Below are 14,279 nucleotides of genomic sequence, written 5' to 3'. Positions count from 1 at the left end.
CGGCCTCCGCGTGCGCGCGCCCCTCGCGGAGCGCTCCCGATCAGATCGGGATCACCGCCGTGAGCACGCCCACGGCGAGCATCGCGAGCGACACGAGCACCGCCCGCCACAGCACCTTGCGGTGGTGGTCGCCGAGGTTCACGTCCGCGAGCGAGACGAGCAGCAGGATCGCCGGCACGAGCGGGCTCTGCAGGTGCACGGGCTGACCGGTGATGGACGCGCGCGCCATCTCGACGGGGTCGATGCCGTAGTTCGCGGCGCTCTCCGCGAGCACCGGGAGCATGCCGTAGTAGAAGGCGTCGTTGCTCATGAAGAAGGTCATCGGGATGCTGAGCACGCCCGTGATGACCGCGAGGCCGGGGCCGAGCGCGTCCGGGATGATCGTGACGAGCCACGCGGACATCGCCGAGACCATGCCCGTGCCGTTGAGCACGCCGATGAGGACGCCGGCAGCCAGCACCATCGAGACCACGCCGACCACGCTGGGCGCGTGCGCCGCGATGCGCTCGCCCTGGTGCTTGAGGTCGCGGAAGTTGAAGATCAGCGCGATGGCGGCGCCGACCATGAAGACGTAGGCGAGGGGCAGCTGGTCCATGATCAGCAGCGCGAGCACCACGATCGTGAGGCCGAGGTTGAACCAGATCATGCGCGGGCGCAGGGTCTCGCGGTCGGGGTCGAGCATGGTCGTGCCGAGCGTGGAGACGGCAGCCGTCTCGGCGCGGACGAGCGACGGGGCCATCGTGATGAGGCCGCCGCGCGGGGTCGCGGGGGCACCGCGACCGGCGCGCCACCAGCCCGAGCCGCCCGTGGATCCGCCGGTGCCGGACCCGGACCCGCTGCCGCCCGCGGCGTCGAGGCCGCCCTCGGCCCGCGCCTCGCCGAGCGCGGCCAGGCGGCTGCGCTCGCGGAGGCCCATGGTCCAGGCGAAGATCATGACGAGCGCGATGCCCACGAGGAGCGACGGGATCATCGGCACGAAGATGTCGGTCGGCGAGACCTTGAGGGCCGCCGCCGCGCGGACGGTCGGGCCGCCCCACGGGACGATGTTGAGCGTGCCGTTCGCGAGGCCGGCCGTGCAGGTGAGCACCACCGGGCTCATCCCGAGCTTGCGGTAGATGGGCAGCATGGCCGCCGTGGTGACGATGAAGGTCGTGGATCCGTCGCCGTCGAGGGAGACCGCGGCCGCGAGGATCGCCGTGCCGAGCACGATCTTCGCCGGGTCGCCGCCCGCGAGCCGGAGGATGAGGCGCACCAGCGGGTCGAAGAGGCCGACGTCGATCATGATGCCGAAGTAGATGATGGCGAACATCAGCAGCGCGGCCGTGGGAGCAAGGTCGCCGAGCGCCTCGATCACCATGTCGCCGATGCCGAGCCCGGCTCCCGCGAAGAGGCCGAAGATCGTCGGCACGAGGATGAGGGCGACCATGGGCGTCAGCCGCTTGGTCATGATGAGGGCCATGAAGGTGAGGACCATGGCGAAGCCCAGGAATACCAGCACGCGTGACTCCTTCGTCGGTGGGCGGGACGCCCGGCTGAACACCACACGCTAGGTGGGCGTCCGCGTCCCGTCGCGCTTGTGCCGCTTCATCGCGATAGTGCACGTAGACGACGTTCTGCGCATTATTCTCAGTGGGTGGGAGAGGCGACGGGGCGACGACGGGCGGGGCTCGACTTCGCGCGCCGCACCCTCGTCCTCCAGCTGCTCGTCGTGCTCGTGGTGGTGGGGATCGCGACGATCGCCTACGGCTTGCTGAGCTCCTCCGAGAACCGCGATGAGGCGCAGGCGACGGCGCTCGCGATCGCGCGCACGGCCGCCGAGGATCCGGCGCTGCGGGCCGCCGTCACGGCCGAGACCGCGGATCCCGGGGTCGCCACCGCCTCCACTCTCGCCGACGGGCCGGTGCAGCTGACGGCCGAGGCGGTGCGCGAACGGACCGGCGCGCTCTTCGTCGTCGTCACAGACGACCGGGGGCTCCGGCTCGCGCACCCGGACGCGTCCGAGCTCGGGCAGCGCGTGAGCACGGATCCGACGGTCGCGCTCGCGGGGCGCGAGGAGGTGACGTGGGCCACCGGCACGCTCGGGGAGTCCGCGCGGGCGAAGGTGCCGGTGCGGGCGCTGGCGGACGCGGACGCTCCCGACGACGCTCCTGGCGACGACGCGCGCGTCGTCGGCGAGGTCAGCGTCGGCTTCGCGGCGGCCACGGTGCGCGACTCCATCGGCGTCGACGTCGCGGCCATCGCGGTCGTCGCCCTGCTCGCGCTCGGCGTCGGGGCGGTGGCCAGCGGGATCCTCTCGCGGCGGCTCGCCCGCCTCACCCTCGGCCTCCAGCCGTCGGAGCTGGCGGGCCTCGTGCAGGACCAGGCGGCCGTCCTCTCCGGCGTCGGCGAGGGCGTCCTCGGCATCGGCCCGGACGGGCGGGTGACCGTCTGCAACCCGCGGGCCGCCGCGCTGCTCGGCCTCGTGGATCCGGTCGGCCGCACGCTCGCCGACCTCGGCGTCGCGCCGGTGCTACGCGACGCGGTCGCGGGCGCGCAGGCCGGGGCCGCCGCCGGATCCCCGTCGCTGCGCGCGGTCGTCGACGACCGGCTCCTCTTCGTCGACGTCGCGCGCGTCGACCGCGACGGACGCGACCTCGGCACGGTGATGGTGCTGCGCGACGAGACGGACATCGAGGCCATGAGCCGCCGCCTCACCGCCGTCACCGCGATGTCCACCGCGCTGCGCGTGCAGCGGCACGAGTTCGCGAACCGCCTCCACGTCGTGCGCGGCCTCGTCGCGACCGGCCGGGTCGACGAGGCCGACAGCTACCTCGCGGGCGTGCTCGAGCAGGGGCCCGTGGCGTTCCCGACGGTCGACGCGGGGCTCGTCGACGAGCCCTACCTGCAGGCGTTCCTCGGCGCGAAGGCCATGGAGGCGGAGGAGCGGGGCGTGGCGCTCCGGGTCGGGCCCGGCACGCTCGTCCGCGGGATCCTCGTGCGGCCAGAGGAGGTCACCACCGTCCTCGGCAACCTCGTCGACAACGCCATGCACGCGGCCGTCCGCGGATCCCGCGCCGACAGGTGGGTGGAGGTGGAGGCGCTCGACGACGGCGCCGACCTGCACATCGCGGTGTCGGACTCTGGCGACGGGCTCGCGGCGTCCGATGCCGGACGCGTGTTCCAGCGGCGGGCGGACGACGTGGGCGGCACCGCGGAGGCGCTGCTGTCCGAGGGCTCGTCCGCGGGCGGTGCATCCGTCGCCGGCGCGGGCGGCCGCGGGGGAGCGGACTCCGCGCACGGGCTCGGATTCGGCCTGCCGCTGGTGCGCGACATCGCCCGGCGCGACGGCGGCGACGTGTGGGTCGCGGATCCCGGAGGGCCGCCGCCCCACGCGGAGGCCGGCGCGGTGTTCTGCGCGCGGCTCGCGGGCGTGGTCGAGCCGCCCGACCAGGATCCGCCCGCCCCCGCACCCACCGACGACACCCGGACCGACCCCGACCCCGACCCCGACCCCGACCCCGACCCCGACGGAGCCCGCGCATGACCGACGACCTCACCGTCCTCATCGTCGACGACGACTTCCGCATCGCCCGCCTGCACGAGGGCATCGTGGAGCAGGCGCCGGGCTTCCGGGCCGTCGGCACCGCGGGCAGCGTGCGGGCGGCGCTCGCGGTGCTCGACACGTCCCGCCCCGACCTCGTGCTCCTCGACGCGTACCTGCCCGACGGCAGCGGCGTCGACCTCGTGCGCCGCATCGAACCCGACGTGATCCTCGTCACGGCCGCCGACGACCCCGCCACCGTCCGCCGCGCCCTCCGCGGCGGCGCCGTCTCCTACCTGGTGAAGCCGTTCGTGCCGGAGCTGCTCACCGCGCGCCTCGCGGCGTACGCGGCCTTCCGCGCGGGGCTCGCGAGCGACCGTCCGCTGGACCAGGCCGGCATCGACCGCGCGATCCATGCCCTCCGGCCCGGCCGGGTGTCGACGCGCGAGCGGCCGGCGACGGAGCAGGCCGTGCTCGACGCGCTGTCCGCCTCCGACCAGGAGCTCAGCGCCCCCGAGATCGCCGAGCGCGTGGGCGTCTCCCGCGCCACTGCGCAGCGCTACCTCGGCGCCCTCGCCCGCGATCGCGTGGTCGACGTGCAGCTCAACTACGGATCCACCGGCCGCCCGGAGCACCGCTACCGGATCCTGCGGCCGCGCGGCTGAGCCGGCTCGCGGCGCCCGCCCTCGTCACCGCCCGTAGGCTCGACGGATGCCCGACGCAGCAGCCCAGGTGATCCGCTTCCACCGGAAGCACCACGACGCGATCGTCAGCGGCGAGAAGGTCACCACCGTGCGCTTCGAGGAGGACCTGCGGGTCGGTCCGGCCACGTTCGTCTTCGACGAGCACCCCACCGCCGTCCCGCTCGCCGGTCGGGTCACCTCCGTGCGGCGTCACCTGCTGTCCGATCTCACGCCGGAGGACGCGCATCAGCCGCCGGGCACGGACATGGCCCTCTTCGCCGAGCAGCTCCGCGAGAACTACTACCCGACCATGTCGACATCGGCGGCCGTCGTGGTCGCGGAGATCGCGCTGCAGGACACCTCGCCTGCGGGCTGAGTCGAACGCCCACGAGGCGACGCGCGGCGGCGAGGCTCGCGGGTTCGTGACTCAGCCGGGCGTGCGGAGCCGGGTGATGCGGGACCGGATGCGGTCGTCGAGATCCTCGAATTCGTCCAGCACGTCCGTGACGGCGTAGATGCGATCGCGTTTGCGCTCCGTGACCTCGGTGATGATCCCCGACTCCTGGAGCTGCTCGATCGCCCGGTACGCAGCCCGGTCCCCGAGTCCGGCGCGTGCGGTCAGCTGCTCGGCGGTGAACACCGGCAGGCCGACCAGCATGTCGAGCACCTGGTCCGTCGCGCTGCCAGCGCGCATCCCGACTTCCCGCCGCCACACGTCGGAGTAGAGGATGAACGACCGGGCCGTCCCGCGGGCCTCTCGTGCGGCGACCTCGACGCACAGCGCCACATCGGTGATGATCGCCTGCACGTCACCGGATCGGTAGGCGGTGAGCAGCCCGAAGTAGTGGTCGGTGTCCGCGGCCAGGGCCGACGCGACCGGCAGCACCGTGTTCGGCGTGATCCCCCGACGACGGAGGACCGCTCCGATGAGGGCGCGGCCGATCCGGCCGTTCCCGTCGGTGAACGGATGGATGCTCTCGAACTGCGCGTGCACGATCGCGGCTTGGGCGATCGGATCCACGTCGTCCCGGTTCGCGAACGACAGCAGGTCGACGAGGAGCTCCTGCACGAGCTCCGGGGGTGGCGGTACGTACAGCGCCCCGCGCGGGGTGTGCTGCGATCCGCCGATCCAGTTCTGCACGTCCCGGACCCGCCCGGCGTGCTCGCGCTCCCCGGGATCGTCCTGCATCAGCAGCTCATGCGCTCGCAGGATCGCGTCGAGGTCGATGGATGTCGCGGATGCGTCGATGAGCGCGGTGATGGCGCGGCCGGCGGAGACCATGGACATCGCCGACGGGTTCTCCTTCACGCCTCCGAGGGCGCGGGCAAAGGCGGTGGTGCTGGCCTCGACCTGCTCGATGCGCGAGGACGCGACGGACTCCATCCGGATGAGGAAGCCCGCCAGCGGCTGCAACAGGTCGCCGGCCACGCGTTCGAGCTCCTCCGTCTCATACCGCGCGCGCACGAGGTCGCGCGGGGCCGTCGGCGGGACGGCGATGTCGGCGAGATGGGGCGGGAGCGCCACGGCGACCTCTGAGAAGACGCGATCCTCGCGCGGGCCGCGTCGTCCCGTGCTCCGCCAGGGGACCGTGCGGTTCTCGTGCTGAGGCCACTCCGGCATCGTCTCGCTCCTGTCACCATGACGCGAGACACTGACACTTGTCGCGTGGAAGTGACACTAGCAGCCGAGATCGTGACAGCGAGGCTGCGGAGGAGCGGATCAGCTCCCGACCACCACCGGCAGCGGCACCTCGTCGGCCGCGAGCTCCTCGCTCGTGGAGCCGAGGACCTCGCGGACGGACGCGCGGATGATGGCGAGCCCCTCCTCGACCTGCTCGTCGGTGATGGTGAGGGCGGGCAGCACCTTCATGACCGTGCCGCCGGCGCCGCTCGTCTCCATGAGCATGCCGCGCTCGAACGCCGCCCGGCAGACCGCGCCGGCAAGGTCGCCCGAGGGGAACTCGATGCCGCGCGCGAGGCCGCGGCCGCGCACCTCGAGCTGCATCTCCGGCGCGGCGTCGGCGGCGATCTCGGTGAAGACCTCGTGGATCCGCTCGCCCTTGCGCAGCGTGGACGCCTCGAGCTCGCCGTCGGCCCAGTACAGGCGCAGCGCCTCGGCCCCCGTGAGGAACGCGGGCGCGATGCCGCGGAAGGTGCCGTTGTGCTCGCCCGGCTTCCACTGGTCGAGCTCGGGCTTGAGGAGAGTGAGGGCCATGGGCAGGCCGTAGCCGCCGATGGACTTGGAGAGCGTGACGATGTCGGGGACTATCCCCGACTCCTCGAAGCTGAAGAACCCGCCCGTGCGGCCGCAGCCCATCTGCACGTCGTCGACGATGAGCACGATGCCGTGGCGCGCCGTCAGCTCGCGCAGCTTCCGCAGCCACTCGGGCGTCGCGACGTTGATGCCGCCCTCGCCCTGCACGGTCTCGACGATGACGCCGGCGGGCGTGTCGACGCCCGAGCCCGAGTCGTCGAGCAGCTTCTCGAAGTACGCGAGGGTGTCGGTCCCCCCGCCGAGGTAGCCGTCGAACGGCACCGCGACCGCGTGGTGCAGCGGGTGCCCGGCGCCGCCGCGCTTGAGCGCGTTGCCGGTGACCGAGAGCGCGCCCTCGGTCATGCCGTGGAACGAGTTGGTGAAGTGGACGATCGTGGTGCGGCCGGTGACCTTGCGCGCGAGCTTCATGGCGGCCTCGACCGCGTTCGCGCCGCCCGGGCCGGGGAACATGATGCGGTAGTCGAGCCCGCGCGGCTGGAGGATGACGTCCTGGAATGTCTGCAGGAAGTCGCGGCGGGCCTCCGTGAACATGTCGAGGGAGTGCGTGACGCCGTCGCGGAGGATGTAGTCGACGAGCTTCTGCTTGAGCGCCGGGTTGTTGTGCCCGTAGTTGAGCGCGCCGGCGCCCGCGAAGAAGTCGAGGTAGCGGTCGCCGTCGGCCGTGAACATCTCGCTGCCCACCGCGCGGTCGAACACGACCGGCCAGCCGCGGCTGTAGCTCCGGACCTCGGACTCCATCTGCTCGAAGATCGTCATGCCGTGTCGCTCCTTGATGCTCATCGGCGACCTGGGTCGATCGCCGCACGTCGGGCGGGCTCGTGGCTCCGGGCGACGGGGAAGGCGCTGCGATGCGCAGCCCCTCCATCGTCGCACCTCCTCCCGACATCGCCGGAATCCCTCGCCCGGGGGATCCTCGGTAGGGTCGCGACATGGCCGCATCCGGGGACGTCGATCCGCTCCGGGCCCCGGGGACCGCGATGCTCGACGTCGGCGGCCGGCGGGTGCGGCACCGCGTGACGGGCTCCGGGGATCCGCTCCTCCTCCTGCACGGCATCGGCCGCAGCCTCGAGGACTGGGACGAGCAGCACGCCCGCCTCTCCGCAGGCCACGAGCTGCACAGCCTCGACCTGCCGGGGTTCGGCTGGTCGGATCCCGTCGTCGGAGCGACCACGCTGGAGTCGCTCGCGGACGCGCTGCCCGCCTACCTCGACGCGGCGGGCGTCGCCGGCCCCGTGACCGTGGTCGGCAACTCGCTCGGCGGCGCGGTCGCGATGACCCTCGCGACCCGGCATCCGGAACGCGTGCGCGCGCTCGTGCTCGCGGACAGCGCGGGCTTCGGCCGGCAGGTCACCGTCGGTCTCCGCATGCTCGCCTTCGACCCGCTCGCGACGCTGCTGATGCGCCCGACGCCCGGCAACTCGCGGCGCTCGACCCGCACGATCTTCCACGACCCGGCGCTCACGACGGACGTGCGCGTGCGGCACGCGCAGGAGCTCTCGGCGCGGCCGGCCCACGCGGCGACCATGCTCGACATCGCGCGCGACCTCGGCACGGTCCGCGGCGTGAGCTCGCGCTGGCGCCGACCGCTCGTGGAGGGCGTGCGGGAGTCGGGCCTGCCGGTGCTCGCGGTGTGGGGCGACCGCGACCGGATCCTCCCGCCCGCGCACCTCGCGGCCGTCGCGCGCGATCTCCCCGACGCGCGCACGCGCCTCATCCCCGACTGCGGGCACATGCCCCAGATCGAGCGGCCCGACCTCTTCGCGGGCTTGGTCGAGGACTTCCTCGCGAGCCTCTGATCCGGCGGCGGCCCGCTGGGGAGCGTCCGCGCGGGCCGTCGCCGGGCGGCCTACCGTGGCCGCATCGCGCGGGACCTCCTCGCCCTGATCCTCGGAAGGGCGCCGCATGGGCCTCGCTCCCCACCGCATCCGCACGCTCCTGGTCGGCGGACTGCTCGTCGCGGCGGTCCTCGCGTCCGTCGTCGGGGTCGCCGCGGTGCCGCCAGGTGCTGCGTCCGTCTCGTCGGCGGGTGACGCGGGATCCGTCGTGCAGGGCGACCGGCGCACCGTCACGGAGCCGGTCGCGCCGGCGACCACGTGCGCCACCGTCCCGGCTCGCACCGCGATGGCCGAGCGGCAGGGGTCCGCGGCCGACGAGGCGCACGCCCCGGACACCGCGCGCATCCAGGCCGCGCTCGACGGGTGCGCGGGATCCGGCGGCGCCGTCTTCCTCGCGGCCTCGAGCACCACGGCGGCGTTCCTCAGCGCGCCGATCACCGTGCGCGCCGGCGAGGTGCTGGTCCTGGATCCCTCCGTCGTGCTGCACGCCTCCCGCGCGGCCGCCGACTACCAGGTGTCGGGGCGCGCGACGTGCGGCACCGTCGCCGGCGCGGGCGACGGCTGCCGGCCCTTCATCGTCCTGTCGTCGCACTCCGGCCTCGCGTCGAGCACGGCGACCGGCCTCAGCCAGGGACGGGTCGACGGCCGGGGCGACCTCCCGATCCTCGGCGGGACCGCGAGCTGGTGGCAGGTCGCGGCGGGCGCCAAGCAGGGCGGCCACCAGAACGTGCCCCGGCTCGTCGCGGCGACCCGGGCGGACGACGTGACGCTGCACGACGTGGACCTCGTGGACTCGCCCGGCACGCACGTGTCCTTCGACCACGGCGACGGCCTCACCGTGTGGGGCGTGCGGATCCGGACGCCCGCCGGCGCCCGCAACACGGACGGCATCGACCCGGCCGGCGCCACCGACGTGACGATCGCGCAGTCGTGGATCAGCGCCGGCGACGACGGGATCGCCGTCAAGGCGGGCACCGCGGCGTCCGCCCACATCAGCGTCCTCGACGACCACCTGTTCGGCACGCACGGCGTCGCGATCGGCAGCGAGACGCAGGCCGGGGTGGGCGACGTGCTCGTCGCCCGCGTCACCGTCAGCGGACGGGACGCCTTCGGGGCGCTGAGCGTCGCGGCCGGGGGGATCCGCATCAAGAGCTCCGCCGCGTCGGGCGGCGTCGTGCAGGACGTCGAGTACCGCGACGTGTGCGTCGACGAGGTGAAGTACCCGATGGTGTTCGACCCGAGCTACTCGGAGGGGGCCGGATCCTCGGTCCCGACGTTCACGGGGATCGTGGTGGACGGCTTCCGGGCCACGCGCTCGCTGCACCTGGCGTCGTCCGCGCTCGAGGGCTTCGACTCGGCGCACCCGCTGGGCCTGGAGCTCCGCCGCACGTCGGTCGACGCCGCGCCCGTCGACACGGCCGTGGCGGACATCACCACGGCGGGCGCGACGTTCGGGGGCGTGCCGCTGGCGTCCACCCGGCCGGACGTGCACGTGACCGCGGGCACCGACGCCGGGGACCCGCCGACCTGCGCCTTCCCCGCCTTCCCGGCCCTCTGACCGGCTACGCGCGGGATCCGCGCGTCCTGATCGGATCGGGGACGGGTGAGGGGCGACGACCGCTTGGTCGCCGCCCCTCACCCGTCTGCTCGCGGGCTAGGAGCGGTCGGCGTCCTCGGCGTCGTCGGCGTCGTCAGCGTCGTCGTCCGCGTCCGTCGCCGCGCTCGCCTCGGCCGCGGCGGCCGCGTGCCGACCGGCGGGGGAGAGCACCTGCTCGTGGCGGGCGGCGAGGGCCTCGAGGCCGTCGTGGGCCGCAACGCGCACGGAGGTGTCGGGATCCGTCAGCGCACGGCGGATGACCTCCTCGTCGGACGGGCCGCCGACGGCGCCGAGCGCGCGGAGGGCGGCACCGCGGACGCGGGCGTTCTCGTCGGTGACGAGGACGGTGAGGGCGCGCACGAGCGGCAGCTGCCGGGTCGCGACGACCTTCGCGCACGCCTCGCGCACGCGCCAGGCGCGGTTCGTGAGGTTCTTCTCGACGACCTTGGCGGCCTCGGGGGTCCAGGCGTAGAGGAGCGCGCGGGCACCCCAGGCCTCGGGCCAGTAGAGGGGAGGTGCGCCGTTGAGGATCCCGCGTGCGTGGCGTCCGCCGACCAGCAGCAGGAAGTCGTCGCCCTCGTACAGGCCGTCCAGCAGGCCCATCGCCCGCAGGGCGACCTCCCGCTCGCTCGTGCGCGACACCGCGTCGCTCATGCGCGTCGCGAGGGAGTCCTCGCGACGGCGGGGGTCATCTCCGTCAGCCATGCGGACAACCGTATCGGCTGCGGCAGGCCGGCCCCGCCGCCCGCGAGCGGCGGGACCCGCGGATCAGCCGGCCTGCGTGTTGAAGAGCAGCCCCAGCAGGTAGGTGGCCCCGGCCGCGCCGAAGCCGATGAGCAGCTGGCGTCCCGCGCGGCGCAGCGGCGGGCCGCCCGAGAGGAGGCCGGTGACCGCGCCCGTGATCGACAGGGCGATGGCCACGAGCACGCACGCGAGGGCGAGTGCCGCGAGCCCCTGCAGCCCGAAGAGGTACGGGAGGACCGGGATCACGGCGCCGGACGCGAAGAAGCAGAAGCTCGAGATCGCCGCGCCCCAGGCGGTGCCGACGCTCTCGTGGTCGTCCTCCGGCGCGACGACGCCCGCGATGCTGACCGGGATCGGCCGGGTCTCGGCCGCGAGGTCGCGCAGCACCTCGTCGGCGTGCGTCAGCGCCTCCTCCTCGGTCATGCCGCGGGCGCGGTAGACGAGGGCGAGCTCGTTGGCGTCCACGTCGAGGTGGGGGAGCGCGTCGCGCGTGCCCGGATCCGGGGCCGAGGCCTCGAGCAGCTCGCGCTGGGAGCGCACCGACACGAACTCGCCCGCGCCCATCGAGAGCGCGCCGGCGAGGAGGCCGGCGAGGCCCGTGGCGAGGATCACGGCGTTGGGCACGCCCGTGGCCGTGATGCCGAGCACGAGCGCCAGGTTGCTGACGAGCCCGTCGTTGGCGCCGAACACGGCGGCGCGGAATGTTCCCGACAGGCGCATGCGCCCGCGGGTGGCGAGGCCGCGCACGACCTCCTCGTGCACGCGCTCGTCGGCCGCCATGGCGTCGGTCGCGTCGGCGTCGTCCGCGTACGGCGACCGGCTCTCGGCGCGCTGGGCGAGCGCGAGCACGAAGACGGATCCGAACCGGCGGGCGAGCACGCCGAGGATCCGCGTGCGGACGTCGCCGCGCACGGGCTTGCCGACGCGGTCGCCGAGCAGCTCGATCCAGTGGTCGGCGTGGCGGCCCTCGGCCTCGGCGAGGGCGAGCAGGATCTCGCGCTCCTCGCCCGTGCGGCGACCGGCGAGGTCGCGGTAGACGGCGGCCTCGGCGCGCTCGTCGGCGAGGTACTGCCGCCAGCGGCGCACCTGGGCGGGCGTCGGATCGGGCGTTCGGGCAGGGGGCACGGATGTCATGGGTCCTCCGGTCGGGCGACGGCCGGGAACCTGGGAGGGACTCCGGCCGACGCGACGGCGCGCGTGCGCCTGTCGTTCGTCTGGCCGAAGGTCTCGTCCGCCCGCCGCTCGTGCTCGTGGCGGGTGATGCACCGGGCCCTGGGGGCCAGCATGTCGACGCATCGCCGTCCGGCTCGAAGGCCGGGGGGACTACTCCCCTTCGAGAGGAGACCCTAGCGCACGGGTCCGAGCGGCCCGGGTGGCCCGTGGCTCAGGCCGCCGGCAGCAGCACGATGACCAGCGGCAGCACAGGGAGCGCGCACGCGACGGCGCACAGCAGCCGCAGCGCGACCCGGTGCCCGCCGCGGGGGTGGCGCATGCGGTCGGCGCGGAGGGCGGAGAGGCCGCCGTCGGGATCCAGCTTGCGGAGGGCCGCGGCGACCGTGGCCGGCCCGGCGACCCGGGCCGCGTGGTCGTCCGCGATGAACTCGATGGCGATGGTCGTGGAGAGCGCGAGGCGCTGGCTCGCGGGCAGCGCCGGCAGGATCGCGCGGGAGACCTGCGCGATCCGCACCGCCAGCGCGTGCCGCTGCTCCAGGTGCGCGGTCTCGTGCTCGAGCACGGCCGCGAGCTCGTCGTCGTCGAGGCGGGCGCGCGCCTCGGTCGTGAGCAGGATCACGCCGGTGGCGGGCGAGAGCGCGGCGAGCGGGACGTCGGACTCGACGAGGCGCGCATCCCTCCCGGCCACCCGGTACGGCCGCGACGCGAGCAGCAGCGTCGCCACCTCGCCCGCGCGCTGCCTGGCCTCGCGCACCACCCGGCCGCCCTCCTCCACGATGCGGAACAGCAGCACGCCGAGCACGCCGGCGGCCACGTAGGCCAGCGGGATCGCGGCGACGGGCGCCGTGTCCGCGTCCTGCTGCGGGCCGGCGCCCGCCTGCATCGCCATGCCCTGGTGGATGAGGAGGCCGAGCCCGGATCCGAGGCTCAACACCGCGGTGACGAGGAATCCGTGCCACGCCGCGAGCATCGCGACGGGTCGCTGCGCGACGAGCGGCAGGCGGCCGAGGAGGAGCGGCGCCAGGAGGGTGACCGTGACGTAGCACTCGAGCAGGAGCACCGCGCGGACCGTGTCGCTCACTGGTCGCGCTCCGATCGGATGGTGCGGTGGTGCGCCACGGCCGGTGGTGCGTCGGCCGGTCAGATGGTCTCGGGGAGGGCCTTCGCGTTGTCGATGACCTGGCTCAGCACGGTCTTCAGGCCCTCGAGCTGCTCCTCCGTCATGGAGAGGCGGTCGCGGATCTGCTGCGGGATGTCGACGGCCTTCTCGCGGAGCTCGCGGCCCTGGTCGGTGAGGCCGATCTCCAGCACGCGCTCGTCGGTGGCCCGGCGGACGCGCCACACGTGGCCCATCGCCTCCAGCCGCTTGAGGAGCGGGGACAGCGTGGCGCTGTCGAGCTGGAGCTCGTGGCTCAGGTCCTTGACCGAGCGGGGCCCGCGGGCCCAGAGCGCGAGGAGCACGAGGTACTGGGGGTGGGTGAGCCCCAGCGGGTCGAGGATGGGTCGGTAGAGGGCGGTCACGCTGCGGGCGGCGACGACGAGCGAGTAGCTGACCTGCCTGTCGAGCGCGAGCGGGTCCTGCAGGTCCTGCGGTGTTGACATGGTTCCTCCGCGGGTCATTCTGTCACTCCGTGTTGCTAACCCCGGGGCCATCGGGCCTCAGCAACCGGATCTGTGGAAAGGCTCCTGCTTGTGAGGGATTCGGAGCGGCGGCCTCAGGCGGCGGGTCGCGCCGCCGTCGGGAGCAGTCGGGCCTCCAGCTCGGCGGCCGTCTCGACCACCGCGATGGTGCCCGCCGCCTCCGCCGGGCTGCCGTAGCCCCAGCCGACCATGACGGTCGGGATCCCGTGGGCGGCCGCGCCGAGCACGTCGTGCTCGCGGTCGCCCACCATCACCGCGTTGCCGAGGTCGACGCCCGCCGCGCGCAGTCGGCGCAGCGCCTCCTCGATGACGTCGGCCTTCGCCGATCGCACCTCGTCCTCGCTCGCGCCGCAGATCTCCGTGAAGAGGTCGGTGAGGCCGTAGTGGTCGAGCACGCGGCGGGCCTGCGACTCGGGCTTGCTGGTGGCGAGGGAGAGCGGGATGCCGGCGGCGTGGATCGCGCGCAGCACCTCGGGGACGCCGGCGTACACCGAGCTGTCGAAGACGCCGCCGCCCGCGTAGCCCTCGCGGTAGTGGGCGAGCGCGCGCTGCTGGGCGTCGTCGTCCATGCCGGCGAGGTCGCGGAACGAGTCGAGGATGGGCGGGCCGACGTACTCGAGGAGCTGCGCCGGGCCGGGCACGGGCAGGCCCATGAAGACGAGGGTCTTCGCGAGCTGCGCGGTGATGCCGGGGGCCGAGTCGGTGATGGTGCCGTCGAGGTCGAGGAGGATGCAGCTCCAGGGCGCGGAGCCGACGACGGCGGCGGAGGGCGTGGACGTGTCGGGTGCGGTCACGCTGCCACCCTACGAGG

Annotated in this window: 13 protein-coding genes; 5 read left to right on the top strand and 8 right to left on the bottom strand. The window is 74.1% G+C overall.

Going from position 1 to position 14,279, the window contains the following annotated elements:
• Positions 1-40: 40 nt before the first annotated feature.
• Positions 41-1,474 (bottom strand): CitMHS family transporter, encoded by a 1,434-nt coding sequence (locus tag KYT88_RS15080; protein ID WP_370644842.1) that lies wholly within the window; start codon positions 1,472-1,474, stop codon positions 41-43.
• Positions 1,475-1,633: 159 nt separating this feature from the next.
• Here KYT88_RS15080 and KYT88_RS15075 point away from each other — a divergent pair, with 159 nt between their 5' ends.
• From KYT88_RS15075 to KYT88_RS15065, 3 genes are read left to right on the top strand one after another with little or no spacing between them, the layout of a single operon-like run.
• Positions 1,634-3,523 carry a sensor histidine kinase gene (locus tag KYT88_RS15075; RefSeq protein ID WP_043583777.1) on the top strand — a complete coding sequence of 630 codons (1,890 nt, stop codon included), beginning with the start codon at positions 1,634-1,636 and terminating at the stop codon, positions 3,521-3,523.
• Complete coding sequence (locus KYT88_RS15070) at positions 3,520-4,185, top strand: response regulator transcription factor (protein ID WP_043583779.1); 666 nt, start codon at positions 3,520-3,522, stop codon at positions 4,183-4,185. The genes KYT88_RS15075 and KYT88_RS15070 overlap by 4 nt, the downstream gene beginning before the upstream one ends.
• A 46-nt stretch (positions 4,186-4,231) precedes the next feature.
• Positions 4,232-4,579 (top strand): ASCH domain-containing protein, encoded by a 348-nt coding sequence (locus KYT88_RS15065; RefSeq protein WP_043583782.1) that lies wholly within the window; start codon positions 4,232-4,234, stop codon positions 4,577-4,579.
• Positions 4,580-4,630: 51 nt separating this feature from the next.
• On the opposite strand, the gene KYT88_RS15060 is transcribed toward KYT88_RS15065, so the two are convergent.
• Both KYT88_RS15060 and ectB read right to left on the bottom strand, forming a co-directional pair.
• A complete protein-coding gene (locus tag KYT88_RS15060; RefSeq protein WP_043583784.1) occupies positions 4,631-5,824 on the bottom strand; it encodes a Fic family protein in 1,194 nt (397 codons plus the stop codon).
• Between the two features lie 99 nt (positions 5,825-5,923).
• Positions 5,924-7,258, bottom strand: coding sequence for a diaminobutyrate--2-oxoglutarate transaminase (gene ectB, locus KYT88_RS15055; RefSeq protein ID WP_200871132.1), 1,335 nt, complete (start codon positions 7,256-7,258; stop codon positions 5,924-5,926).
• 149 nt (positions 7,259-7,407) lie between these two features.
• Here ectB and KYT88_RS15050 point away from each other — a divergent pair, with 149 nt between their 5' ends.
• Together KYT88_RS15050 and KYT88_RS15045 are read left to right on the top strand one after the other, a co-directional pair.
• Positions 7,408-8,274 (top strand): alpha/beta fold hydrolase, encoded by an 867-nt coding sequence (locus KYT88_RS15050; protein WP_051629210.1) that lies wholly within the window; start codon positions 7,408-7,410, stop codon positions 8,272-8,274.
• A 106-nt stretch (positions 8,275-8,380) separates the two neighbouring features.
• On the top strand, positions 8,381-9,871 hold the full coding sequence (locus tag KYT88_RS15045) for a glycoside hydrolase family 28 protein (RefSeq protein ID WP_043583786.1): 1,491 nt from the start codon (positions 8,381-8,383) through the stop codon (positions 9,869-9,871).
• Between the two features lie 96 nt (positions 9,872-9,967).
• Here the strand turns inward: KYT88_RS15045 and KYT88_RS15040 are convergent, their stop codons facing one another.
• From KYT88_RS15040 to KYT88_RS15020, 5 genes are all read right to left on the bottom strand, one after another.
• Positions 9,968-10,615 (bottom strand): HEAT repeat domain-containing protein, encoded by a 648-nt coding sequence (locus KYT88_RS15040; RefSeq protein ID WP_043583787.1) that lies wholly within the window; start codon positions 10,613-10,615, stop codon positions 9,968-9,970.
• Positions 10,616-10,678: 63 nt separating this feature from the next.
• A complete protein-coding gene (locus KYT88_RS15035; protein ID WP_043583789.1) occupies positions 10,679-11,788 on the bottom strand; it encodes a VIT1/CCC1 transporter family protein in 1,110 nt (369 codons plus the stop codon).
• A 250-nt stretch (positions 11,789-12,038) separates the two neighbouring features.
• Complete coding sequence (locus tag KYT88_RS15030) at positions 12,039-12,908, bottom strand: M56 family metallopeptidase (protein WP_043583790.1); 870 nt, start codon at positions 12,906-12,908, stop codon at positions 12,039-12,041.
• A 59-nt stretch (positions 12,909-12,967) separates the two neighbouring features.
• Positions 12,968-13,429 (bottom strand): MarR family winged helix-turn-helix transcriptional regulator, encoded by a 462-nt coding sequence (locus KYT88_RS15025; protein WP_043583791.1) that lies wholly within the window; start codon positions 13,427-13,429, stop codon positions 12,968-12,970.
• A gap of 113 nt (positions 13,430-13,542) precedes the next feature.
• A complete protein-coding gene (locus tag KYT88_RS15020; protein ID WP_051629211.1) occupies positions 13,543-14,262 on the bottom strand; it encodes an HAD family hydrolase in 720 nt (239 codons plus the stop codon).
• Between the last annotated feature and the right edge of the window lie 17 nt (positions 14,263-14,279).

Origin of the sequence: Clavibacter sp. A6099, assembly GCF_021919125.1 — a bacterium.
Classification (GTDB): Bacteria; Actinomycetota; Actinomycetes; order Actinomycetales; family Microbacteriaceae; genus Clavibacter; species Clavibacter seminis.
This window is presented reverse-complemented; position numbering and strand designations above follow the sequence as displayed.

Excerpts from the sequence above, each read along its gene's own strand:
- KYT88_RS15025 (WP_043583791.1), bottom strand. The coding sequence starts at position 13,429 with ATGTCAACACCGCAGGACCTGCAGGACCCGCTCGCGCTCGACAGGCAG.
- KYT88_RS15060 (WP_043583784.1), bottom strand. The coding sequence starts at position 5,824 with ATGCCGGAGTGGCCTCAGCACGAGAACCGCACGGTCCCCTGGCGGAGC.
- KYT88_RS15045 (WP_043583786.1), top strand. The coding sequence starts at position 8,381 with ATGGGCCTCGCTCCCCACCGCATCCGCACGCTCCTGGTCGGCGGACTG.
- KYT88_RS15070 (WP_043583779.1), top strand. The coding sequence starts at position 3,520 with ATGACCGACGACCTCACCGTCCTCATCGTCGACGACGACTTCCGCATC.
- KYT88_RS15065 (WP_043583782.1), top strand. The coding sequence starts at position 4,232 with ATGCCCGACGCAGCAGCCCAGGTGATCCGCTTCCACCGGAAGCACCAC.
- KYT88_RS15040 (WP_043583787.1), bottom strand. The coding sequence starts at position 10,615 with ATGGCTGACGGAGATGACCCCCGCCGTCGCGAGGACTCCCTCGCGACG.
- KYT88_RS15050 (WP_051629210.1), top strand. The coding sequence starts at position 7,408 with ATGGCCGCATCCGGGGACGTCGATCCGCTCCGGGCCCCGGGGACCGCG.
- KYT88_RS15080 (WP_370644842.1), bottom strand. The coding sequence starts at position 1,474 with ATGGTCCTCACCTTCATGGCCCTCATCATGACCAAGCGGCTGACGCCC.
- ectB (WP_200871132.1), bottom strand. The coding sequence starts at position 7,258 with ATGAGCATCAAGGAGCGACACGGCATGACGATCTTCGAGCAGATGGAG.
- KYT88_RS15035 (WP_043583789.1), bottom strand. The coding sequence starts at position 11,788 with ATGACATCCGTGCCCCCTGCCCGAACGCCCGATCCGACGCCCGCCCAG.